The organism is Deltaproteobacteria bacterium, from assembly GCA_026129095.1.
GTDB lineage: Bacteria > JAGRBM01 > JAGRBM01 > JAGRBM01 > JAHCIT01 > JAHCIT01.
In genome coordinates, this window is the sequence record JAHCIT010000013.1 from 25,203 (window position 1) to 49,315 (window position 24,113).

Annotated in this window: 18 protein-coding genes; 14 read left to right on the plus strand and 4 right to left on the minus strand. The window is 62.1% G+C overall.

Annotated elements, in window-relative coordinates; translation table 11 throughout:
- Nucleotides 1–187: 187 nt before the first annotated feature.
- Together KIT79_14970 and KIT79_14975 are read left to right on the plus strand one after the other, a co-directional pair.
- On the plus strand, nt 188–1,960 hold the full coding sequence (locus tag KIT79_14970; protein MCW5830607.1) for a pentapeptide repeat-containing protein: 1,773 nt from the start codon (nt 188–190) through the stop codon (nt 1,958–1,960).
- Between the two features lie 4 nt (nt 1,961–1,964).
- Nucleotides 1,965–4,262 carry a protein kinase gene (locus tag KIT79_14975; GenBank protein ID MCW5830608.1) on the plus strand — a complete coding sequence of 766 codons (2,298 nt, stop codon included), beginning with the start codon at nt 1,965–1,967 and terminating at the stop codon, nt 4,260–4,262.
- A 6-nt stretch (nt 4,263–4,268) separates the two neighbouring features.
- Here the strand turns inward: KIT79_14975 and KIT79_14980 are convergent, their stop codons facing one another.
- Both KIT79_14980 and lnt read right to left on the minus strand, forming a co-directional pair.
- Complete coding sequence (locus KIT79_14980) at nt 4,269–6,956, minus strand: methyl-accepting chemotaxis protein (protein MCW5830609.1); 2,688 nt, start codon at nt 6,954–6,956, stop codon at nt 4,269–4,271.
- Between the two features lie 134 nt (nt 6,957–7,090).
- Nucleotides 7,091–8,761, minus strand: coding sequence for an apolipoprotein N-acyltransferase (gene lnt, locus KIT79_14985; protein MCW5830610.1), 1,671 nt, complete (start codon nt 8,759–8,761; stop codon nt 7,091–7,093).
- Between the two features lie 109 nt (nt 8,762–8,870).
- Here lnt and KIT79_14990 point away from each other — a divergent pair, with 109 nt between their 5' ends.
- The 3 genes from KIT79_14990 (at nt 8,871) to KIT79_15000 (ending at nt 12,034) form a co-directional block, all read left to right on the plus strand.
- Nucleotides 8,871–10,916, plus strand: coding sequence for a thioredoxin domain-containing protein (locus tag KIT79_14990; protein MCW5830611.1), 2,046 nt, complete (start codon nt 8,871–8,873; stop codon nt 10,914–10,916).
- 93 nt (nt 10,917–11,009) lie between these two features.
- Complete coding sequence (locus tag KIT79_14995; GenBank protein MCW5830612.1) at nt 11,010–11,744, plus strand: dienelactone hydrolase family protein; 735 nt, start codon at nt 11,010–11,012, stop codon at nt 11,742–11,744.
- Nucleotides 11,745–11,749: 5 nt separating this feature from the next.
- The gene (locus KIT79_15000) at nt 11,750–12,034 is read left to right on the plus strand and encodes an antibiotic biosynthesis monooxygenase (protein MCW5830613.1); all 285 of its coding nucleotides are present in this window, start codon (nt 11,750–11,752) and stop codon (nt 12,032–12,034) included.
- Nucleotides 12,035–12,040: 6 nt separating this feature from the next.
- Here the strand turns inward: KIT79_15000 and KIT79_15005 are convergent, their stop codons facing one another.
- Nucleotides 12,041–12,790, minus strand: a complete 750-nt coding sequence (locus KIT79_15005) for an HAD family hydrolase (protein MCW5830614.1) — start codon at nt 12,788–12,790, stop codon at nt 12,041–12,043.
- A gap of 77 nt (nt 12,791–12,867) precedes the next feature.
- Here KIT79_15005 and KIT79_15010 point away from each other — a divergent pair, with 77 nt between their 5' ends.
- Both KIT79_15010 and KIT79_15015 read left to right on the plus strand, forming a co-directional pair.
- Nucleotides 12,868–13,710: a methyltransferase domain-containing protein gene (locus tag KIT79_15010; GenBank protein MCW5830615.1), complete on the plus strand. Its 843-nt coding sequence runs from the start codon at nt 12,868–12,870 to the stop codon at nt 13,708–13,710.
- 221 nt (nt 13,711–13,931) lie between these two features.
- Complete coding sequence (locus KIT79_15015) at nt 13,932–15,458, plus strand: sigma-54-dependent Fis family transcriptional regulator (protein MCW5830616.1); 1,527 nt, start codon at nt 13,932–13,934, stop codon at nt 15,456–15,458.
- Here KIT79_15015 and KIT79_15020 read toward each other — a convergent pair.
- The gene (locus tag KIT79_15020; protein MCW5830617.1) at nt 15,444–15,926 is read right to left on the minus strand and encodes a hypothetical protein; all 483 of its coding nucleotides are present in this window, start codon (nt 15,924–15,926) and stop codon (nt 15,444–15,446) included. The genes KIT79_15015 and KIT79_15020 overlap by 15 nt on opposite strands.
- A 62-nt stretch (nt 15,927–15,988) precedes the next feature.
- Here KIT79_15020 and mutL point away from each other — a divergent pair, with 62 nt between their 5' ends.
- From mutL to cmk, 7 genes are all read left to right on the plus strand, one after another.
- On the plus strand, nt 15,989–17,794 hold the full coding sequence (gene mutL / locus KIT79_15025) for a DNA mismatch repair endonuclease MutL (GenBank protein ID MCW5830618.1): 1,806 nt from the start codon (nt 15,989–15,991) through the stop codon (nt 17,792–17,794).
- The gene (gene miaA, locus KIT79_15030; protein ID MCW5830619.1) at nt 17,791–18,738 is read left to right on the plus strand and encodes a tRNA (adenosine(37)-N6)-dimethylallyltransferase MiaA; all 948 of its coding nucleotides are present in this window, start codon (nt 17,791–17,793) and stop codon (nt 18,736–18,738) included. Before mutL ends, miaA begins: the two co-directional genes overlap by 4 nt.
- 82 nt (nt 18,739–18,820) lie before the next feature.
- On the plus strand, nt 18,821–19,954 hold the full coding sequence (gene pheA / locus KIT79_15035; protein ID MCW5830620.1) for a prephenate dehydratase: 1,134 nt from the start codon (nt 18,821–18,823) through the stop codon (nt 19,952–19,954).
- A gap of 7 nt (nt 19,955–19,961) precedes the next feature.
- Nucleotides 19,962–21,149, plus strand: a complete 1,188-nt coding sequence (locus KIT79_15040; protein MCW5830621.1) for a histidinol-phosphate transaminase — start codon at nt 19,962–19,964, stop codon at nt 21,147–21,149.
- Entirely contained in the window at nt 21,142–22,005 is an 864-nt protein-coding gene (locus tag KIT79_15045) for a prephenate dehydrogenase/arogenate dehydrogenase family protein (GenBank protein MCW5830622.1), read from the plus strand. The genes KIT79_15040 and KIT79_15045 overlap by 8 nt, the downstream gene beginning before the upstream one ends.
- Complete coding sequence (gene aroA / locus KIT79_15050) at nt 22,002–23,312, plus strand: 3-phosphoshikimate 1-carboxyvinyltransferase (GenBank protein MCW5830623.1); 1,311 nt, start codon at nt 22,002–22,004, stop codon at nt 23,310–23,312. The genes KIT79_15045 and aroA overlap by 4 nt, the downstream gene beginning before the upstream one ends.
- Nucleotides 23,309–23,974 (plus strand): (d)CMP kinase, encoded by a 666-nt coding sequence (gene cmk / locus KIT79_15055; protein MCW5830624.1) that lies wholly within the window; start codon nt 23,309–23,311, stop codon nt 23,972–23,974. Before aroA ends, cmk begins: the two co-directional genes overlap by 4 nt.
- Nucleotides 23,975–24,113: the final 139 nt, after the last annotated feature.

Below are 24,113 nucleotides of genomic sequence, written 5' to 3' on the forward strand. Positions count from 1 at the left end.
GATGGCATATCGCCCCGGCCAATACTATCCTCCCGCGCCAAATGACCCCCCGGCCCGCGGAAATAGTTTGATCCGCCTGCCAGATTCGTGCAATAAAAAAGGCAAAAGTTTTATATAGTTACGTGATTTGTGCCCACTGGTTTCCGTTTCGAATTGGAACGTGAAAAGACGCCGGTAACGACAGGATATGGCTGATTCAGGGCTGATAGACAGGCTGATTGCAGGACAGGCCGAAGCGTCCGACCTGTGCGGACAGGATTTCACTGGCGCCCAGCTTGCTGGCTGCCGGTTTCCTTCTGGCCGGATAGAGAATGTGAATTTTGAACGCTGTGAACTCGGTGGAGCCAGCTTTGCCGGAACCGAGTTCTCGAACTGCAATTTCACGGCGGCCCGGTTCCGCGGTGCCGAGGCCCAGGGTGCGGTTTTTGGAAGCTGCGATCTGACTGCTTCCGAACTGGCCCAGATCAATATTACCCACGCCCAGTTCAAGGGATGCCGTTTCGACAAGTCCTTCTGGCAGGGCGTCACGGCACACGAACTGACCGCAGACCAGTGTTCGTTCCAGGAAGCACGGATGGAGGAGGTTGATTGCTCACGGGGCGTCTTTCGCGGGTGCGAGTTCCGGAAGTCTTCCCTGTCCCGGTGGATTTTTGTTGAAGGGGTTCTTGCTCGGCCGGTTCTGGATGGTGTCCGTATCGAAGGCGGGCAGTTCCGGCGGACACGGTTCCAGTCGGTTGATGCCCGCGGGACAGTGATAGCCTCCACGGATCTGAGGGAAACTGTCTGGGAACTGGCGAAACTGTCCTCGATGCAGTTCACCGAATGCCGTCTCGATTCGAGCCGCTGGGAATCGTGCCAGCTACCGCAGGCGCGGTTTCAGCTGGTGAGGCTTGATGATGTCGTGTTTGAGGAGTGTGACCTCCAGAAGGTTACGCTGGACAACTCGACCATGCGCCGCTCGGTGTTTGACCGGGTAATGATGGAAGACGCCTCGCTTGCGAGCGTTGATGCGAATGCCGCCTCGTTTGCCATGACGCGCCTTGCCGGAGCGGACCTGACATCGGGGATGTTCGACCGGGCCTGTTTCGAGGGGGCCCTGATGGACCGCGTGAAGGCAGGAGGTGCGAGCTTCGCAGGTGCCGTGCTGTCGGGTGCGATCCTGAGCGGCATGGAGGCTGAAGCGGCGGTGTTTTCTGGCGCCAATGCCTCGTGGAGCCGCTGGCACAATTGCCGGATCCGGGGGATGCAGGCCGAGGGGCTTAAGGCGCCCGGCCTCGATCTGGCCGGATCGGTGCTGACCGAGGTGGCGCTGGCAGGAGCTGATCTCAGATACAGCGACTGGAGCCGTACCAAGCTGGCTCATTCAGCGATTACCGGTGCGGTCTTGACGGGTGCCAACCTGTCATCAGCCCGCTGGCAGGCTGTTGATCTCAGGGGATCGCGGACTGACCAGGTCCGGACGCAGGGCGGGAGTTTCGCAAGCGTCCTGAGTGACCTGCCGCTGGACCCGGCTCTTGCAGAAGCGGAAAACGAGACGGCAGATCTGCCGGTCACCCCGTCGTCACGGTCGCGGGCGGCCAAGACTGCCGCCCGGCCGGCGGCACGTGAAAAACTACGGCCGGAGACAGCGACGGATTTCATATACGACCAGTGGCCACTCCTTCTGGGACTGATCACAGGACCGGCGATGTTTCTGGCACTGGCGTATCTCGCCCGGTTCGATCCGTCCATGCTGGGAATATTGCTGTCTCGTGGCCTGTATATTCCGGCTGGTGCGGCGACGGTTCTGGTCTTATCATTGATCGGGAGCGGCGTGCGTCATGCGGTCCGGGTGGCCGAAGGGCGGGATGGCTCGGTGTCCAGTTTTCTGGCGTCACTGGTCGTGAACGGCGTTTCGCTTGGTGTCTGGTCTTCACTGGCAGCCTGGTATGCCGCTGCAGTGCGGATAAAGGGAGGCTGACACCATGGCGGCACCCGGACCGGTTGTGATCGACCCCAAGGAAAAAAAGAAGCTCACCGGACTTGCCCGCAAGGCAGCCCGGAGAGGAGAGCACCGTGAGGCCGGCGAGTTATACGTTCGGGCCGGTGAACTGAAAGAAGCCGTGCGGTGCTATCTCGCTGCCAGCGACATATCGGAGGCGTCGGTTCTGCTGGCCCGTGCCGGTGATCCGATCGGTGCCGCAAAACTGAGGGAAAACCTTGAAGAGTGGTCCTTTGCTGGCGATCTGTACCGTCACGGCAAGGCATGGGATGACGCCGCCCGCTGCTTTGACCGCGCCCACAAGCCCGCCGAGCAGGCACGGGTCTACATCGCAGCCGGCCAGTCCGTAAAAGCGGCCCAGCTTCTGGAGAAACTGGGGCTCAGCCGGATGGCGGCTTGGACCTATGCCGAGGCCGGAGAGCCGGAACGTGCTGCGGCTGCCTTCAGGTCAGCGTACGAGGCTGAAGTGGAGCGTTTTCACACCGATTCCGCCGTTCAGCGGTCAGTGCCCGTGATAGGGCTGGCACGCATGTCTGGCAGGATGCTGGCGGCGGCGGGGAAACTAGAAGACGGCGTGGCATTCCTGGAATCGGCCGGCCTGTATTCGGACGCCGCCGAAATCCTCAAGCTGGGTGGGCAGGTCTCCCGGGCGGCGGACTACCTGGTTCGTAGCGGACGGCTTCTGGAAGCGGCTGCCATGCTTGACGAATCGGGCGAGAAGGCGCGGGCAGATGAGCTTCGCGGTGATCTGGCTCTCAGCAAGGGACAGAAGCGTGAAGCGATCCGGTATTATGAGCGGGCTGGCCAGTTCGAGCGGGCCGGGCAACTTTACGAGGAGTCCGACGATCCGGCCAGCGCGGCACGGATGTACGAGATGGGCGGCCAGTTCGACCGTGCGGCTGATCTCCACCGGCAAAGCGGCGATTCCCTGCGGGCGGCGCAAGCATTTGAAAAGGCCAAGGCATGGGAGGCGGCTGCCGAAGAGTATGTAAAGGCCAAGGAACTCACCCGGGCGACCCAGATGCTCGAACAGGCCGGCAGGAAATTCCAGGCAGCCGATCTGTATATCCGCCGGGGGCGGCTGGAAGAGGCGATCCGGTTGCTGCAGGAGCTTGAGTCCGACGACACCAACTATCGGCAGGGAAAGTCGATGCTTGGGGACATATTCCGCGAAAAAGGAATGTTCTCGCTGGCGATCAAGAGTTACCAGCTGGCCGTCGGTAACGATGAAGTGACCGCATCCAATATCGAGGCATTCTACCAGATGGCCGCCTGCCATGAACGGGAAGGGAACCTCACGGCGGCAGCGGCACTGTTCGAGCGGATACTGGTTCGGGATTACCTGTACAAGGACACTCAATCCCGGCTGCAGAGCCTCAAACGCCAGATCGGGGAGGGGTCATCCGGCCGTACAACTACCGGTGGCCGTGGCCGCGATGCCTATGCCGAGACGATGTTCGGTGCTCCGGCAGCGCCACCGAAGCCCAAGCGCTACCGGGTGGAATCGGAACTGGGCCGTGGTGGCATGGGTATCGTCTACAAGGCCCATGACACCCTGCTGGACCGGGAAACTGCCCTCAAGGTGTTGCCGCCGCATTTCAAGGCGCATCCGCAGGCTCTGGAAGCATTTTTCCGGGAAGCCAAGGCGGCCGCCGCCATGAACCACCCGAATATCGTCACGATCTATGACATGGGCGAGGATGCAGGCGACAACTACATCGCCATGGAGTTCGTTGACGGGCAGACACTCCGCGAAGTCCTGAACCAGCAGAAGCTTTTCCCGGTGAAGGCGGCCCTGCTGGTGGCCGGACAGATCTGCCGGGCACTGGAATATGCCCACGGCCGCCGGGTCATCCACCGGGATATCAAGCCGGCCAATATCATGTGGACGAAGGACAAGCAGGTGAAGATCATGGACTTCGGGCTCGCCAAGGTGGTGAGTGAAGTCCAGGCGCAGCAGACGATCGTCGCCGGAACACCCTACTATATGAGCCCTGAACAGACGCTTGGTGAAGGGGTAGACTACCGGACGGATATCTATTCGACCGGAGTCACGCTGTTCGAACTGCTCACCGGCCGCGTACCGTTCAAGGATGGCGACGTGGCCTATCACCACATGCACACACCGCCGCCGGCTGCTTCGTCATTCAACCCGAAAGTTTCTCCGGCCCTGGATGCGGTGATTCAGAAGGCGATGTCGAAGAACAAGGAGGAACGTCATCAGGGCGCACGCGCCCTGTTCGACGATCTGAAAAGTCTGGTGGACAAGGGACTGGTGTAGACCGGCCTACACCTTGAAGTTCTGGACAGTTGTCGACAGTGTCTGGGCCTCGGCGGCCAGCAGCCTGATCGCCTCATTCAGTTCCAGCACCCGGTCCAGGTTGTTCCGGCTCGATTCGCTGATCGAGGTCGCGGCCCAGCTTATTTCCTTGGCCCCTGCGCCCTGCTCGCGGGCAGCGCGGTCGATGCTCTCCACAAGGCCCGCGATCCGCTGGATCCGCTCGGAGATCCGTTCCGTGAGCCGTTTCTGCTCCAGCACGGTACCGCGCACCTCGTTGGCGGTCGCCTGCATCGCCTCTGATGCCTTGGTGATCTGGTCCGCGCCGCGCTTCTGTTCGTCCGTGGCCCGGGCGATGCTGTCCACCATCTCTACGGTGCGGCTGATGGAACGGGTAATATCCGCCGCACTCTGCGACTGTTCTCCGGTGGCCTGCGCGATCCGTTTGACACGCTCGGTGATCTCGACGGTGGAGTACTGGATCTGTTCAAGTGCGGCGCGGACTTCGGCCGAGACGGTGACGCCGTGCTCTATCTGCTGGTCGCCTTCCAGAACGAGCTGGACCGCACTGGCCGCTTCCTTGAGGATTGCCTGAATGCGCTCGCCGATATCGCGGGCGCTCCGCTGGGTGCGCCCGGCAAGCTGCTTGATCTGGCCGGCGACGACCGAGAACCCGGCTCCTTCCTCGCCTGCCTGGGCAGCGATGATGGCCGCATTGAGCGACAGCAGGTTCGTTTTGGTGGCAACGTCCTGGATGACCTGAACGATCTCCCGGATTTCGCTCAGGCTCTGGCTGAGCTGCTGCATGGTAGTGGTGGCCTGAAGCGAAGTATCACGGATGGCCTCCATTGTCTGAAGGTTTTCCTGCACGGCACGGGCACCGAGTTCGGCATCGTGGAGCACCCGGGAAGCAGTATCGACCGAGTCATTGGCGAGATCACGCACGCTGACAATCGACTGCTCCATTTCCCGGATACTGGAGGCAGTATCGTTCGCGGTCATCGACAGGGTATCGATATTGTCCACGACCGAACGGATGGATGCGGCCACCTCGAAAATCGACGAATTGGTTTCCTCGATTCGTGCCGACAGGGAGTCCACCGATTTCTCCACTGCGGCACTCCCTTGGGAAACCTCCCGGACTTCATCGATGGCAGTACGCGCCTCTTCTGAAAGTCCGCCAACCGTGCGGGAAACCTCATTCAAGCTCCGGCCGATCTGCTCAATGGAAACCGACGCCACATCAACGGCCTTGACCTGGGCCTCGGTGGAGTGATGCACCTCGCCGGAAGAACGGCTGACCCTGCTGGAAATCTCGCCAAGCTGCGCGCTCGACTGGCTGATGCGGCCGACGAGCGAGCGAAGTCCGTCGCGCATGAGCTGCACTGCCCGGCTCACGCGGCCCACCTCGTTGTATGCCGCCACATTTACCGGTTTTGACAGGTCACCCTCGGCGATACCCGCCAGTGATGAGAGAAGCCGCATGAGCGGCTGTGTGATCCCTTCGGCCGAAAAGACGGCGATCCGCCACAGGAGAACTCCGGTTGTGAGGAACAGGGCGGCCACCAGGAACACGGTGGTCAGATCCTGCTGGATATCCCGCCGCGGGAATACCATGGCCACTGCTCCGCCGCCCGTCAGCGGAATCCAGACCCAAAGGTCCAGCTTTCGGCTCAGCATCCGGCGGTAGCTGACGTCCTGCCGCGTTGTGGAGTCAGCCTGCAAGGCATCCATCACGTCTATCTCTGCCGTGCGGAGGGTGTCTTTGCGGGTCAGCCCGGCGTCGGCGATCCAGCGCAGTTCCGTTTCCGTGAGCGGCGTCTGCGCAAGCTGGCGTTCCAGGCTCTGGCTTTCGCCGACGAGACTCCCGTTCCGGTCAAGCCACAGGGCGGCGCCGTTGGGCGAGGGTTTGAAGACCGCCATCTGGGTATCCATGATCTGCACGATTTCATCGACTCCGGCGGGATCCTCACCGGCGGCCTCCAGCTGCTGGTGCCAGGCGGCCAGCCGGTAGACGGCTAGCCGTTCCATGGTGAACCGCACAGTTTTCTCGCCTTGGGCGAACCCGAACAGGATTCCAAAGCCGCACAGGATCACCAGCAGCCAGGCTACAGGCCAGCCGATCAGCCACCGCATCTGGCGGATCCGTGGCCGGAAAACAGCGTCATCGAGCGGCAGGCCGCCCTTGATCCGGAAATACTGGAATGCTGGTTCGAGCTTGGCCTCGGCGAGCGCCCGCTGGTATATCGAAATCATGACGCCGACGGCGGTGGCGACGAAAACAATCATCGTTTTCTCGATCCAGCCGACAACGAACTCCTCCCGGAATCCGTAGATGGCGGCGCTCATCATGCCGCCCAGCGGCCAGACGCAGATGACCCAGATGGTCGAATGAATGACCATCCGGTTGAGACACTCGATGAACTTCCGGGCCTGCTCGGGAGTCAGGTCGTGGCTCTGGGCATCTTCATCGTTTTCATAGTCCAGGACCGGCTTGGTCCACTGTCTGGCCGTGAGGATATGCGCAGCCATCAGGCCCACAAAAACCGCGAAAAACTGCGTGAGCGGTACCGGGTCAAAAATCAGGTCCGGGTTAAGTTCTGTCAGCGCCATCAGGATGCTGGCAGCCAGGCCAACGCCGATGACCGAATAGACGCCGTACCAAACGAACAGTTGCGTGAAAGCCCGCCGGATCAATTGGTGGTCCTTTTCACTGACCAGACGGAACGGGACAGGACGCCGGTTTTTTTGCTGCCCTTGATCGTTGTGCTAGCCAGTATGAATATCATAGCTGTTTCCAGCCGGGGGACAATCTGATCCGGCGATGGGTTTCAACCCTGTTTCCTGAGCCTGCCCGCCAGTCCTGTACCGGCAATCAGCAGCGAAATCAGCGTCAGCGGCCAGTCTCCGGCCGCCGTATAGAGACTCGGAATGTCCGCGGCGTAAACCTCACCAGACAGTATCCCTTCCGTGAATATGGGTAGCGGTGTTCCTGCATATCGCCCCAACGGATCAACGATGGCGCTGATGCCGGTTCCGGCATTGCGGACGAGATACTTCCGGTGCTCGATCGCCCGGAGCCGGCTCTGCTCCATATGCTGGGCCGCCGCCCGGGTTTCGCCGAACCAGGCATCGTTGGAGACATTAAGAATGACCTGTGCGCCCGAGCGTACGAGATTCCGGACCAGTGCGGGGTAGAGCGCCTCGAAACAGATCACCGGTCCCAGGGTGAACCTTCCGATTCTGAACAGGGTGGCCTGTCCGCCCGGGGTGTAATCGTCGGGCACGGCTTCCGCACGGGGAAACAGCGGGTTTCCTGTCAATGGGTTGAACTCGGCGAACAGGAGAAGCTGGTTCTTGTCGTAACGGGCAGTAAAGCCGGTTCTAGGGTCCACCTGGAAAATCGAGTTGAAGTAACGGGGGCCGCCACCGGGTCCGCTGAAATCGGCGTGGGGACCGCCGAGGAGCAGATGCGCGCCTGACGAGAACGCGAGGGCATACAGGCGACGGCCCCATTCGTTGCCGCTGTCGGTGACATAGGTGTTCATCGCCGTTTCCGGCCAGATGATGACATCTGGCTTTGATTCGGACGCCGCCTGCTCGGAAAGTGCCAGATGGCGGTTCATGTTCTGCGGGACCAGTTCGGGTTGCCAGCGTTCACCCTGCCGGATGTTTGCCTGAATGGCGGCGATGCGGAGCGGAGTGCCGGTTCTGCGCGTTTCCTTCAGGGCGGCCTCGACCCATAGCGAGCGAACTGCGCCATAGAGGAGCAGGACGGCGAGGACTCCTCCGGCCCAGCGAAGCGGAGGAGAATGGCGCAGGTAACCGGCTAGCGGGACCGGGCGGGCGTGGAGATACCGCTCAACGGCCTCATAAAGGAACCCGCCGGTGAGGGCGGCGACGAATGAGTGGCCCCGTACACCGAACAGGTCAACTGACTGGGCCAAAAGGTCCGAGCTGCCCAGTCCGGCACCGATGAGTCCCCACGGCATGCTGAGCGGGCCGGTCGTGCGGAAGATATCAGTCAGGAATGCCACCGATCCCGCCAGGAGCGGCCGGACGATGTAGCGAGGAACGGATTTTGGCGATGGCGAAGGGCCTGTGGAGGCCCCTGCAAGCAGTCTCCAGAGAAACACCGGGAGTCCTTCGAAAAAACCATTGCCGACACCCACGATAAAGACCGTGAATCCAGCACTTGCCAGTACGCCCATACGGTAATGGTCGTGGACCGCGGTGTAGACCCAGGACGCGGTCGCAAGTGCCGAGACGGTTCCATAAATGAGTGATGCGATGGCCGATTGGACAAGCCCAAGGCGACGGACGGCCAGCATCGGGAGCGCTGCTGCCGCCAGGGTTCCGGCCGGAAAATGCATGGGCGCCAGGCCGGCCGGGAGCAGCAGGCCGCCTGCGACTGGCAGCAGCAGAATGTACAGCCAGGGGCGCTGGACTGTATCCGGACGCGCCCCGGGGACGCCCTGATATTTTTCGCCGGAGTTCGCCATTTCCAGAAGGGAGACGCTACCTTGCCCGCCGGTCTGTGAACAAGGAACCGCAATGTCTGCCCGTGCTTTCGGCGGCCCGGTTTCCTCACACCGGCAAGGAATGTCTCACGTGAGCCAGCACAAGTTCACCAACCGTCTTGCGGGCGAGAAAAGCCCGTATCTGCTTCAGCACGCCCACAACCCCGTGGACTGGTACCCCTGGGGGGAAGAGGCGATCCGCAAGGCGGCGGCCGAGGACAAGCCGGTTTTCCTGTCGGTCGGTTATGCCACCTGCCACTGGTGCCATGTGATGGAGCGGGAGTCGTTCGAGGACGAGGAGGTGGCCGAGGCTCTCCGCCGGGACTTTGTTTGCATCAAGGTGGACCGGGAAGAGCGGCCCGACATTGACCAGATTTACATGTCCGCTGTGCAGGCGATTACCGGCCGCGGGGGCTGGCCGATGTCGGTCTTTCTTGCGCCGGACCTGAAACCCTTCTGGGGCGGAACCTATTTCCCCAGGCAGGCATTTCTCAGCATCCTGTCGCAGATCAGCCGTTCGTGGAAACACGAACGGGAGAAGATCGCCGACAGCGGCAAGCAGATTCACCAGATGCTGACGCAGATGGCCGAAACGAGGCGGCAGGCCGGGGAACTGGACGGGAAAGTTTTTGCGGCGGCTACCGCACAGAGCGCCCAGCAGTTCGATCCCAAATGGGGCGGGTTCGGCGGTGCGCCAAAATTCCCCCGTCCTGCGCAATTGCGGCTGCTCCTGCGGATCGCACGTCGCAGCGGCGACGAGCGCGTGCTCCAGATGGTGACTCACACGCTGCTCCGGATGGCTGCAGGTGGCATTTATGACCATGTTGGAGGCGGTTTTGCCCGTTATTCGGTGGATGAGCGATGGGAAATCCCCCATTTCGAAAAGATGCTCTATGACAATGCCGGGCTCGCCGTTATCTATACGGAGGCGTTCCAGTACACGAAAAATCCCATATTCGCCCAGGTAGTACGCGAAATCCTCGACTACGTCCTGCGGGACATGACCCACCCGGAAGGCGGGTTCTATTCGGCCGAGGATGCCGACTCCGAAGGGCACGAAGGCAAATTCTATGTCTGGAGCGATGAGGAGTTCCGGTCCCTCCTCACGGCGGACGAATACGCCGAACTGGTGAGGCATTTCGAGATCAGCCCCCACGGCAACTTTGAGGGCAAGACGAACCTGATGCTCCGCCGGCCGGAGGATTTCCTGGCGCGCCGGACAGGCAGGCTCGATTCGGCCCTGAAAAAACTGTTCGCAGCCCGTGTGAAACGCATCCGGCCTCTGCTGGACGACAAGATTCTCACTTCGTGGAATGGTCTCATGATCGCTGCCATGGCCAAGGCCGGCCAGGCGCTCAGTGAGCCGCGCTACCTTGATGCCGCCCGGAAGGCGCTCGCCTTTGTCCGCAGGCACCTTTATCAGCCGGGCAGGTTGATGCGGCGCTGGCGTGACGGCGAAGCGGCTGTTGCCGGGACTCTCGATGACTACGCCTATCTGGTTGATGGGGTGCTGCAACTGGCCGAATCCGATCCGGATCTGTACCCGCTTGTTCTGGAACTCCAGGCGCTTCAGGACGAGAGATTCTGGGATACGGCACATGCGGGATATTTCTATACCGATGGTTCCGACCCGACCGTGCTGGTCCGTACCCGGCAGGCGGAGGACGAGGCGGTGCCGAGCCCCAATGGCGTGAGTGCGCTCAACCTGCTCCGGATCTATCACCTGACCTTCGATGTCAACCGGCTCAGGCAGGCCGAGCGGATGTTCGAGGGGTTCGGCGGACTGGCGGCGCGGTATCCGGCCTATTTCGCGGCGCTGATCCAGGCGTACGACTTCCATCATGACGAGACGAAAGAGGTGGTGATCGCCGGCACCCCGGACGACCCGCGAACAGGCTTCCTGATTGAGACGTTGTACTCCGCTTATGTTCCCAACCGGGTGGTGGTTCTGAATACTGGTGGCGCGGCGCCGGTGAAGCTCGCCCAGGGGAAGGACCCGATAGCCGGTGCGCCAGTTGCCTACGTTTGTGCCGATAACAGTTGCCTGAGGCCCACCGCCGATCCTGCCGAGTTCGCCGGCCAGCTTGGCGAGATACGTCCCATCAAGCTGGTGACTGTCCCGCCGCCGGAGGAGTGACCTGGCATTCCTCCCTGTTTAAGGGTTGACGCATCGGTCCGGATCGGTGAAAACCGATGGGACAAATTCACTGCGTGCGGAGGTATTGCAGGCATGGATATCAGGACCGAATGGATCGAGATCGATGTGGGCGGGCAGAAGATGCGTTCTTATCTGGCGCAGCCCAAATCCGGCGGGCCATATCCCGGTGTGATCGTCATACAGGAGATTTTCGGAGTTAACTCCCATATCCGCAGTGTCGCCGAGCGCGTTGCGGCCGAGGGATATGTGGCACTCGCTCCGGAGATGTTTCACCGCACTGCCCCCAAGCTGGAACTGGGATATGAGCAGGCCGATTTCGGAAAGGGCCTTGAGCTCATGGCCAAGGCAAAGCTGGATGAAATTCGCGCTGATCTTGGTGCGGCCAAGACGTTCCTCGAAGGATATGCGGCCTCGAAGGAGAAGAAGACCGGCTGCATGGGATTCTGCTTCGGCGGTCATGTTACCTATATCGCAGCCTGTGACCTCGGGATTGATGCCGCCGCGAGTTTCTACGGCGGCGGTATTGCTGTTGGTTCGCCGGGTGGCGGCTCACCGACGTTCGAGCGGACGAAGAACATCAAGGGTGAAGTCCTGTGCCTGTTCGGCGCCAAGGATGCCTATATCCCCGCCGACCAGGTGAAGAAGATCGGAGACGCCCTGAAGGCTGCCGGCGTGAATCATGAGGTCAAGGTCTACGATGGTGCCGACCATGGCTTCTTCTGCGACCAGCGGGGCACCTATCAGGAGGCTGCGGCCAGGGACGCGTGGGAGAAGGTCAAGGCACTTTTCCGGCGAGCATTGGCGTAAACGGTATGGAAGTCATTCTCGCCACATTTGAAATCAAGCCGGACAAGACCGGTGAGTTCGAGGCCCTCGGCAGGGAACTGGTTGCCGCCACCCACAAGGAGCCCGGCTGCCTGCTGTACCGTCTCCACAAGAGCGGTGAACGGACATATATTTTCTACGAGGCTTATGTCGATGCCGATGCGGTGAAAGCCCATATGGCGGGCCCTGCTTTACGGGAACTGTTCCCGAAGGTGCAGGCGCTTCTTGCCTCACCGCCCAGGATCGAGCGGCCAGCGGTCATCGCCGGATAAGGGTCGTTACACTTTCAGCACGTCCGGCAGCTCTTTCAGGGCCCGGATCGTTTGGTCCGGCTGGACCTGTTCAGGTGCGAGTTCGAGGTTCTTCAGGTTGATCCAGATGGCACGGAGCCCGAGATCTTTCGGTCCCTTTACGTCGGCCAGATGCGTGTCGCCGACCATGACAGCCTTTTCGTGCGGGACACCGGTTTCGCGCACAGCCAAGTCATACAGTTCCCGGCGGGGCTTGCAGAGTCCCAGCGCGTCCGAGATCACGATGCTTTTGAAGCGGGCAGTCCAGCCAAATTTTTCCAGGATCGCGTGCCCCGCGCTCGTATGATCAAAGTTGGAGATGAGCGCCACCGGTACTTTCGCGGCATAGGCCTCCAGCAGTTCGGTGGCGCGTTCGGCGGGCCGGGCGTGCCTGACGAGATATCCCATGTGCAGTTCGGTCATTTCACCGGCCAGTTCCGGACCGGCATTGATGCCGAGCCGGGCGAGCAGCCGCTCGTGCCGCGTGGTGGCCGCAATCTCCCGGTGCTCAGCGGCCTTTTCCTTCTGGATGTCCAGGTAAACGGCGATCAGCTCGTTCAGGAACCGGTCCAGAGGGATATCGTACCCTTTCCCGGCGAGAAAATCACGGAGCCGTCCGGCAGTGGAAGGACGTTCCTGGCCCGCAAACGTGACACGGGGGAAACCCTCGTAATCGATGTGGATCAGGGTATCGAACAGGTCGAAAAAGACCGCTTCACAGGAAATGGGGTCTGACATCGGCGGCGAGTCTACACGACCCGGAGCACCGTGGGCAGTTGATTTGGTACGCCCGGCGAAGGAACCCTCTCTCCTGCATGACAGCTGAGATCCCTGGCTACATTCACGGCTATTCGGACAGCGAGGAGACGCGGCTTATCGAGCAGGCCGGGTTGCTGGCGCCATTTGTGTTCGGCGGCCTGGACTATTCCGCAGGCGGGCCGCTGCTGGAACTGGGGTGTGCTGTGGGTGCGGAGCTGAAGCTGATGCACCGCAAGTGGCCCCGCCTTGAGCTATGGGGTGTGGACCGCGCTGCGGGGCACCTGGAGCGGGCCCGCCGCTATCTCGCGCCGGAAATTGCCGCCGGACAGGTCAATCTGGTGGAGGCTGACGCCGCCCGCCTGCCGTTCGGGGACGGCCGGTTTGGCCGCGTGGTGACGATCTGGCTTCTGGAGCATGTTCCGGAGCCGGGCAGGGTGATCGTCGAGGCGCTCCGGGTTCTGAAACCTGGCGGCGAGCTCGTATTGACTGAAGTATCCAACGAATCCCTCAGATTCGATCCGCCGGTGCCAGAGATTGCCGCCTGGTGGGATGCGTTCAACCGTTACCAGCAGCAGGGAGGTGGCGACCCGTTTATCGGCCCCAAACTGGAAGGGTTCGCAAAGGCCGCCGGTGCTGTTGATGTCCGTTCTGAAGCACTACGGATGATCGATACCCGGCGGGATCCCGGCGAACGCCGGAAATGGGCAGTCTATCTTCAAGCCCTCTTATTGTCGGCCGCACCGGGAATGATTGCCGCCGGGCTGGTGTCTGAAGCGGACGCTCGCCTGGTGCGGGCGGCCTTTACCCGGGTGTCCAGCGATAGTTCTGTATCGTTTAGATACGATGCAACCCGGTTAGCCTGCCGCCGGGCCTCAGATTTTCTGCAAATAGCAAAGTAATATCTAATAATATCAATATGTTGATCGCCTGACCCCTGATTGTGCCTTCATGGCACAGTCCCTGCTTTACTTGTATTCAGATGAGTAGAGACGGCACCAAAACGATTCATTATGATGCAAAACAGGAAAAACCGAAGCATAATAGTATCTATTTGAATCGTTTTGGCGGCTGAAATCGGCTCATCGCAGGTTACTAAAGACCACAGGGAGTCAAATTGGACATGGGCCACACACAGCAAAAGGGCATCAAGAGTGAAGAAACCCGGGCCGGGATTGCATCCATTCTGGTCGTGGAGGACGACCCGGCGCAGCGCCGACTTCTGGAGCGCCAGATTGTCGAGCAGGGGTATTACCTGGTGTCCGCCGGGTCGATTGCCGAAGCCGCTGCCCATCTCGCGGACAAGCGGTTCGACGTGGCGCTGGTGGACGTTCGGCTGCCTGATGGCTCGGGACTGGACCTGATCTCCCGGATCCGCAGTCTTGATGGCGAAACGCAGGTCATTGTCATGACCGCGCATGGCACCATGTCGATGGCCATCGAGGCTCTCCGTCTCGGTGCCTATGACTTCCTGCCCAAGCCGTACTCGATCGAGAAGCTCCGTATCACCGTCAAGAACGCCGTCGAGCATCGCCGGATGTCGTCGGAACTCCATACCCTCCGCGATACGGTGCGCGACCGGTTCGAGACGAAATCGCTCATTGCCAGCAGCCCGGCCATGGGAGAGGTGATGCGGCTGGTGCAGCGTGTGGCCGCCAGTTCGGTCAATGTTTTCATTCACGGCGAGTCCGGCACCGGCAAGGAAGTGATCGCCCGGGCGATCCATTTTGGCGGTGACCGCGCTTCGGGGCCGTTTGTCGCGGTCAACTGTGGCGCGATCCCCGAGAACCTGCTTGAGAGCGAACTGTTCGGCCACGAAAAGGGCGCCTTCACGGGGGCGGTAGCCCGCCACACAGGGCGGTTCCAGGAGGCAAACGGCGGCACGCTGTTCCTCGACGAAATCGGCGAGATGCCGCTCAGCATGCAGGTGAAGATCCTGCGGGCCATCCAGGAAAAGGAGGTCCACCCGGTCGGTGCGTCGAAGCCGGTCAAGGTTGAAGTGCGGATCATCTCTGCCACGCACAAGAACCTGGAGGCAGAATGCAAGGCAGGCCGGTTCCGTGAAGACCTCTACTACCGGCTGGCCATGTTCCCGATTGCACTGCCGCCGCTGCGTGAGCGGCTGGTGGATCTGCCTGACCTCGTTCAGCTCATTCTCCGCAAGCATTCCCGGGCGAATCCGTATTCGGCCCGTGAAGGGATTTCTCCCATCGTAATGGAAGCGCTCCGCAGCTATCCATGGCCCGGCAATATCCGGGAACTGGAGAATGTGCTCGCCAGGGCCTGCATCATGGCCAACAGCCCGGTGATCGAACTGGGGGATCTCCCGGCCCATTTCCACGGACTTGTCGAGGGTGGCATGGCCACCGTTTCGGCGGCCAGGGGGCCTGCGGAAAATACAACCCAGTCCGGCTCCCGTGAGATCTTTGCGTTCAACAAAATATACTCCTATGACACTTACGAAGAGGAGATTTTCAAGAACGCGCTGCGGCTCGCCCGCGGGAACATTACCCGTGCGGCCCGCGAGCTCGGCATTGGCCGTGTCACCATGTACCGCAAGATGCGGCGCTATGGTTTCTCGGCCGATCTGGATGGCGACGATAGCGGGATGGAATCCGAACTGGTGGCCGCAGGATCAACCGCGAACTGACCTGCCCGGCTGATGAGGGGCGTCTCTGAATGACGCCGCCAGCAACAGCCATAGAAAGACCGGCGGCAGGCAGAGCAGGGTGGTCATTACGCTCATGAAGGTGACTCGTCCGGGCGCCAGATGTGCTGCTTCCGGAACGGCGAATGAAGGATCGGCGGGATCGGCCAGAAGCGCGATCCCGTCGCCCGTCTGGGGTCTTGAGCCGTCAGGACTTACGATACGGGCGTCTCCCTGCCAGGTCTTGCCATCTGCTGCCCATTCGAAGCTGACATAGGTCGCCCGCTCACCCCGGACTTCCCGTTGCAGGGAGTGGACAACCGTACCCGTGATCCGGATTCCGCCCTGCTCGAAAATCCGCCCGGTTCGCAACTCCAGCCGGAGGCTCAGGGCCGCGATCACGGCCGGTATGCAGGCGATGAACGAAAACAGAACGAGAACGGTGCGCTGGCGGTGAAGTGGCACAAACATGGCGTGGCGAGTGTAGCCCGGTTTCCCCTCCGGCGGCGGGTGATTTACGATCTCCCCGGATCATGCCGATCATAAGACTGCCAGATACCGTTGTCAGCCAGATCGCCGCTGGCGAGGTGGTCGAGCGGCCGGCAAGCGCCCTGAAGGAACTGGTCGAGAATGCCCTCGATGCCGGGTCCACCCATCTCGAAATCGGACTGGCTGCGGGCGGGAAAGAACTTATCCGGGTCTCCGATAATGGCAGGGGGATTCCGCTGGAAGAACTACCGGTCGCGCTCGAACGGCATGCGACCAGCAAGGTGCGCCGGGTCGAGGATCTTCATTCGATCACGACGTTCGGTTTTCGCGGTGAGGCGCTTCCCTCCATTGCATCGGTTTCCGAGTTCCTGATCGAGAGCCGTGCCGCTGGCGCAGAAGTGGGCGGCAGGATAGAGGTCAGCGGCGGGGTACTTTCACCGGTAAGACCCGCTTCCCGGCCGCCTGGAACGGTGGTTGAGGTGCGTAACCTGTTTCTGCCGGTTCCGGCCCGGCGGAAGTTCCTGAAAAGCGAGACGGCGGAACTCCGGCGCTGCTGCGAAGTGATCGATGCGGTTATTTTCAGCAGGGAGGATGTGGGTCTCAGGGTCAGCCACGACGGCCACGAATCGTATAACGTCCCGTCCCGTGCGACACTTGAAGACCGTGCGGAAGTGGTATGGGGCAGGAAACTGCGTGGGCAGCTTCACTCTCTCGACTGGGAGGGAATGATGCAGGGGTCGGTACCGGTCCGGGTATCGGGGCTTCTTTCCGGGCCCCGGCAGTCCAGCCCGGCGGCGCGCAGCATCTTCCTCATGGTGAACGGCAGGCCCATCCGGGACCGGGCGCTCACTGCGGCCGTGACACAGGCTTACCGCGAGGTACTCGTTGAGCAGCGTTACCCCTTTGCCGTGATCCGGATCGAACTGGACCCGGAACGTGTCGATGTGAATGTTCATCCGGCCAAGACCGAAGTCCGGTTTCAGGATCCGGGCGCGGTCTTTTCGGCTGTTCACCGGGCGGTAAAGCACCTTGTCGAATCGGCTCCGTGGAACCGCGAAGGGGAGAAGCCGCTGCCTCTCTCGCCATGGAAAAGGCAGGCCGGGGTTCAGGACAGCGGGCAGTTGCAGCCGCCATCACTGCCCCAGATGCCGTTATCTGACGGCTTCGCGGCCTTCGGATACGCCCGCCGGGGAAGCGCCGCTCCGGCAGTGGTGCTGGAAGCGCAGCCGGAACCCGCAGAGCCCCGCAAGTCCAGGGGGCGGTTCGGTTCGCTCGACGTGATCGGGCAGGTCCGGAATGAATTCCTGCTCTGCCAGGACGGAGAAGCGCTCATTGTCATTGACCAGCACGCGGCGATGGAGCGGGTCGCATTCGAACGTCTCCGCCGGCGTTTCGATCCGGATGCAAAACCGGCATCCAGGCAACCGCTGCTCGTTCCGGAGACTGTCGAACTGTCGCGCCCGGAACTGGCGGCCGTGGTGGAAGGGCGGGCCGTACTGGAAAAGCTCGGTTTCGAGTTCGAACCGTTCGGTCCTACGACGGTCCTGCTCCGGTCGGTCCCGGCGATCTTTGGTCGCCGTCAGCCATCGAGGCTTTTTCTCGAAATTGCGGGCGACCTTGCCGACGAAGGGGTGGGGGGGGCTGACCGCGAAGCCATCGACCAGCTTTGTGCCCGCATGGCCTGCCACGCCGTGATCCGTGGTCCGAGGCCGCTTTCCCCGGAGGAACGGCAGGCTTTTCTGGACGAGATGGACGAGGCCGACTTCGGCGCCCACTGTCCCCATGGCCGCCCCGTTTACTTCGAGATACCGTTTGTCGAAATCGAGCGGCGCTTCGGGAAAAAGGTGTGACCTTAAGGGCGGCTGTCATCTCCGGCCCCACGGCGGGTGGGAAGTCGCTACTCGCGCTGACTGTGGCGCGGCTGGCGGAAACACGGAAGAAGCCTGCCGTCGAGATTGTCTCGGCTGATTCGGTGCAAGTCTATGCCGGATTCGACATCGGATCCTCCAAGGCTCCGGCGGCTGAACGGGCATCCGTTCCCCATCATCTGGTCGATATCCGCGATCCGAAGCTCGGCCCCGCTGCGCGCTATACGGCGGCAGAGTTTCTCTCCGATGCCGTCAGGACGATCGGCGAGATCAGTGGGCGGGGCCATACGCCGCTGGTGGTGGGCGGTTCGGGGCTTTACCTGAGAGCGCTTCTCAAGGGACTCTCCGGCGCGCCGCCCGTCCCGGAGGATGTGCAGGCGGCGCTGGAACAGGAGGCGGATGAGCGCGGACTCCCGGCGCTCCGGGCGGAACTGGAAACGCAGGATCCCGTTACCGCCGGGATCGTGAAACCGGGCGACCGGCGCCGGATCCTGCGGGCGCTCGGGGTGTTCAGGGTCACGGGTAGGCCGCTAGGCGACTGGAACCGGGAGCACGGCTTCAGGGCCCGGCCCATCGAGGCGCGGGTTTTCGTGCTTTCCCCGCCCCGCGAGGAACTCCGCCGCCGGATTGCGGTGAGAACCCGCGAGATGCTGGAGAGGGGCCTTGTGAGCGAGGTGAAGAACCTGCTCGCCAGCGGGGTGCCACAGGACGCGCCACCGTTCGAGGCGATCGGCTACAAGCAGGTTCTGAAACATCTTGCCGAAGGCGCCTTTAGGGGACCGGGCGAGCTGGAGGCAGAAATCACTCTCCGGACCCAGCAGTATGCCAAGCAGCAGGTTACCTGGTGGCGGAGCGAAACGGACGTGGAATGGGTGGACCCTGCGGCCGTGAGCCTGGAAGCACTGGCGGAGAGGTTCCCCGTCTGATCCGCTGCCGGCATTCTCTGCCGTTTGGAATTGTTCGCACCGCCCGGATACAGTCCGTTATCCGGTCCGTTAGGGAGCAGGTGTGCCAGCGAAACGTTCAGGGAGCAGGAAGGAACAGAGAACCGGCGCGAATGCTTCGGGGCCGAAAAATGGCGTGCTGGACGGCCTGCGACGCGAGATCGACGCCATTGACGATCAGGTTCTTGCGCTCCTGAATGCCCGGGGACGGGTGGTCCAGAAGGTCGGCGAATACAAGCGCGAGCAGGCAACCCATATACACGTGCCCGAGCGGGAGCGTCTGGTCCTGGATCGGCTTTTCCGGCAGAACACGGGGCCACTGTCGAACCGCGCCATTGAGGCCATTTACCGGGAGATATTTTCGGCGGCGATCTCGCTGGAGCGGGAAATCAGGGCGGCCTATCTCGGGCCGGAGGGGACATTCTCCCACCTGGCGGCCCTCAGGTACTTCGGTTCGTCGGCGGGCTACTTGCCGCAGCCGGCAATTGATGATGTGTTCCGGGCTGTCGAACAGCAGCGCGCCGACTATGGACTTGTGCCCCTGGAAAACTCCACCGAGGGAACCGTCACCTATACGTTCGACCGGTTTGTCGATACGCCGGTGAAAATATGTGCCGAGACCTACGTCGAGATACATCACCACCTGCTGTCGACAACGGGCGATTCCGGAAAGATCCGCCACATCTATTCGTTCTCGCAGCCGTTCGCGCAGTGCCGCCAGTGGCTCGCCAGGAACATGCCCGGTATCGAGATCCGGCCGGCGACGAGCAGCGCGAACGCTGCCGAGCTGGCCGCCGGTGACCCGAAGGCGGCGGCCATTGCCAGCGAACTGGCGGCCGATCTCTACGGACTGAAATATGCCGCCCGCCGGATTGAAGACCTGAGCCAGAACGAGACCCGGTTCGCCGTGATCGGCCTGCAGGAGACAAAACCCACTGGCCGGGACAAGACGACGCTCGTCTGTTCGGTGAAGGATGAACCCGGCATCCTGTTTCGGCTTCTGCAACCCGCCGCCCGTGCGAAGATCAATCTTTCCAAGATCGAGAGCCGGCCCTCGCGTACCCGCAAATGGGAATCGGTCTTTTTCTTCGACCTGATGGGCCACGCCCATGACCCGAAGGTGTCCCGCGTACTTTCCCAGATGCGCGCCTGCTGCCAGCTCTTCCGGGTGCTGGGCAGTTATCCCGCTGCCCGGTAGGTGGAGAATGCCACCCGTTTGCCCCACCGGTACCCCCGTGCTACGCGAGGCTGCCCGGAGGGGCGCCTCCCCGCCGCGGGGCGATATATCCGTGATCGAAATTCCCAAAAATATCAGTGAGTTGTTGCCCTACGTTCCAGGCAAGCCGGTCGAGGAACTGGAACGCGAACTGGGCCTCCAGGAGATCATCAAGCTGGCCTCCAATGAGAACCCCCTGGGGGGTTCACCCAAGGGGGTGGAAGCTGCCCGGCGGGCGCTGGAATCGGTTCAGCTTTACCCGGACGGTTCGGGCTACCGGCTGAAGCAGAAACTGGCAACCCTTCATCAGGTTGCGCCGGAACAGATCGTCCTGGGGAACGGCTCCAATGACGTTATCGAAATCGCCGCCCGGACGCTGCTCACCCCCGGCACGACAGCGGTCATGTTCCGCCATGCCTTTGTCGTCTATCCGCTGGTGACCGGGGCTGCCGGTGCCGGACTGATTGAGGTTCCGGTCGAAGATCGAGGCGGTTTCCGGCAGGAGATGGACCGGCTTTTGGCGGCGATCCGGCCGGACACGCGGATCGTTTTTCTGGCAAATCCCAACAACCCGACCGGTTCAATGGTGGGCCGGACGGACTTCGATGCTTTCGTGGCGAAACTGCCGCCTCACGTGCTGCTGCTCGTCGATGAGGCATATGCCGAATACGTCACCGATTCCGACTACCCCGATCCCTGGCCGCTGGTCCGGTCTGGCTGCGAAAACATCCTCGTGACGCGGACGTTTTCCAAGATATACGGACTCGCGGGTCTCAGGGCGGGCTATGGCGTGACCAGCGCAAGACTCGCCGGATTTCTGGAGCGGGTCCGGCAGCCGTTCAACGTAAACTCCTGCGCACTGGCGGCCGCCGAGGCTGCCCTGGACGATACGGGGTTTGTGCGCCGCTCCCGTGACCTCAATACCCGCGGGCTCCAGATGCTCCGCGACGGATGCAAGCGGCTGGGGCTGGAAGCCACGCCTTCATGGGCCAATTTCGTGCTGGTCCGTATTCCCCGCCCGCCGAAAGCCGTGTATGAGGCGATGCTGAGGGAAGGGGTGATCGTCCGGCCCGTGGGGGTCTACGGACTGGACGAACATCTCCGGATCAGCGTGGGCGAAGCGGACCAGAATATCCGCTGCCTGAAGGTTCTCGAAGAGGTGCTGAAGCGTGTTTGAACGGGCGCTCATCGTGGGCGTGGGCCTCATGGGCGGATCGCTGGGGATGGCGATTCGCCGCAAGGGTCTGGCGAAGACCGTCGTGGGGCTGGGCCGTTCAGCCGACAAGCTCAGGCGCGCGAAGGAACTGGGCGCCATCGACGAATACGGAACCGGGATCGGAGACGTGGCCGACGGCTGCGATCTCGTCGTCATGTGCACACCGGTTGAACTGATACCCGATCTTGCCTTCGATGTGGCGGGCGACCGCGTGTTCCCTGGCTGCGTCTTTACCGATGTGGGCTCGGTAAAGGGGAACCTGTGCGCGTATCTCGACAAGCGGATGCCCGCGCACACCCCGTTCGTGGGTTCGCACCCGATCGCCGGGGCGGCCGAGGCGGGCGTCGAACATGCCCGGGCTGATCTCTATGACGGCCACGTCTGCATCATCACGCCGACACCCGCCACCGACGCCGCCGCCAAGTCGAAGATTACCGATTTCTGGAAGCGGATCGGCATGCGGGTCGAGGAGATGAGTCCGGCCGAGCACGACGCCGTGCTGGCCTCGATCAGCCACCTGCCGCACATGATCGCCTATGCACTGTTCGATGCCGCCCTGGAAGCCGATAAAATACGTGCGGGCGCGCTCCAGATGGCGGCCGGGGGCCTCAAGGACACCACCCGGATCGCCCAGAGCCCCGGCGCCCTGTGGGCAAGGCTGCTCACCGAGAACCGTGATGAGGTGATGAAATCCCTTGGACGGTTCGAGCAATCGCTGGGGGAAATCCGCAGGCTCGTGGAGGCCGGAGATATCGGCGCCCTCTCGGCCCATCTGGAGCAGATCGCTGCCAGCCGCCGCAAGCTGGGGTCGTCATGAGCTCGGTCACGCTCAAGCCGGTATCGAAGGTCCGCGGCGAAATCGCGCTGCCAGGGGACAAGTCGGTTTCCCACCGGTCGATGATGTTCGGTTCGCTGGCCGACGGGGTGACCGAGGTGGATAATTTCCTCGAATCCGAGGACTGCATTGCCACCCGTCGAGCCTTTGAGCTCATGGGAGTGCGGATTGAAACCCCCGGTCCCGGCCGCGTGACGGTGCATGGAGCCGGCGTTGATGGCTTGAGAGAACCAGCCCAGACCATTGACGTGGGAAACTCCGGGACGTCGATCCGGCTGCTTACCGGAATACTCGCCGGGCAGCATTTCCGCTCACGCCTCGATGGCGATGTGTCGATCCGCCGCCGTCCGATGAAGCGGGTTGTTGAGCCCCTGAGAAAAATGGGCGCCATCATCACGGGGGAAAACGACGGCCAGAATGCACCGCTTGTGGTCGGCCCCCTGCCGGCGGGAGTCAGCCTCACCGGTATCGACCATGTTTCTTCAGTTGCGAGCGCGCAGGTGAAATCCGCGATTCTGCTTGCGGGGCTTTTTGCCAGTGGTGTTACCAGCGTGAGCGAGCCGGCGGTTTCACGGGACCATACCGAAAGGATGTTTGCCCACTTCGGGGTCAAGCTGAAGCGTTCGGGGAAAAAGGTCTCCATTGCCGGAGGGCAGCGGCTTAAGGCCGCCCCGGTGACGGTGCCGGGGGACATATCTTCGGCCGCCTTTTTCCTGGTGGCGGGGCTTCTCGCAGGCGAGGGGGAACTGGTGCTGAAGAACGTCGGTGTGAACCCGACGCGCGACGGGATCCTGGCGGCACTGGAACGCATGGGCGCCCTGATCGAACGGCTGGACGAGCGGGTCCAGTGCGGAGAGCCGGTAGCCACCCTGAGGGTCCGTCCGGCAAAGCTCAAGGATGCACAGATCGGCGGCGCGCTCATTCCCCGCCTGATCGACGAGGTGCCGGCGCTGGCCGTGGCGGCAGCCTTCGCTCATGGCCAGACGGTGATCAAGAATGCCGAGGAACTCCGGGTGAAGGAGTCCGACCGGATCGCCACGATGGCCGAAGGGCTGCGCGAGGCAGGCATCAAGGTCCAGGAGACGAACGAAGGGATGAAAATATTCGGCGATCCGTCGCACCGGGTGAAGGCTACCCGGTTCAAATCCCACGGCGATCACCGGGTGGCAATGAGCCTGTCGCTGCTCTCGCTGCGCGCCGATGAGCCGATCGAAATCGACGATACGGACTGCGTGGCCACCTCATTCCCCGGCTTCTTCCGGCTGTTCGGGGAGGTCACTTCTGCGTGAGCCGCCGCCCTGTGGTCGCCATCGACGGCCCCTCCGGTGCCGGAAAGAGCACGGTCAGCAAGGCGGTCGCCCGGCGGCTGGGGTATGTCTACATGGATACGGGCGCCATGTACCGGGCGGCTGCTCTGGCAGCGATCCGGGCCGGTGTGGATGTGGCCGATCCCGTGCAGGTAACGAAACTGGCCCCTGCTCTCGATATCCGTCTTGAGTCCGGACCAGACGGCCTTCGGACGATTCTGGGTGGAGAAGATGTGTCCAGCCTGATCCGGACCCCGGAAATCAGCATGGCAGCCTCCACAATCAGCAGGCACCAGCCGATTCGTGACCGCCTGACGGCTCTTCAGCGCCGGATGGGCGAAAAGGGCGGCCTTGTGTGCGAGGGGCGGGATATGGGGACAGTGGTGTTTCCCGACTCCCCGGCCAAGTTTTTCCTGTCAGCCTCTCTTGAAGAGCGGGCCCGCCGCCGTTTCCGCGAACTGAGGGAAAAGGGCGAATCCGTCACCCTGGAGGCAACGATTGAGGAAATGCGCCGCCGGGATGAGCAGGATTCCAGCCGGGACATCGCCCCGCTGAAGGTGGCCCCCGGTGCGGTCGAAATTGACTCCTCCAGCCTGACGGTGGATCAGGTCGTGGAAATCATTTTGCGACGGGTGGACGAGTAGCCTTCCTTCGGATAGAACCTTGGGGCCAGGAACCGGCCAGTCCCTTCAAACTGGCTCCGGTCCGGTCGCAAAGCCCGATAAGGGCAAATCCGAATGCCGGCCAGGAAATCCAGTTGAGAGTGCCCGGGGAGGCAGGGCC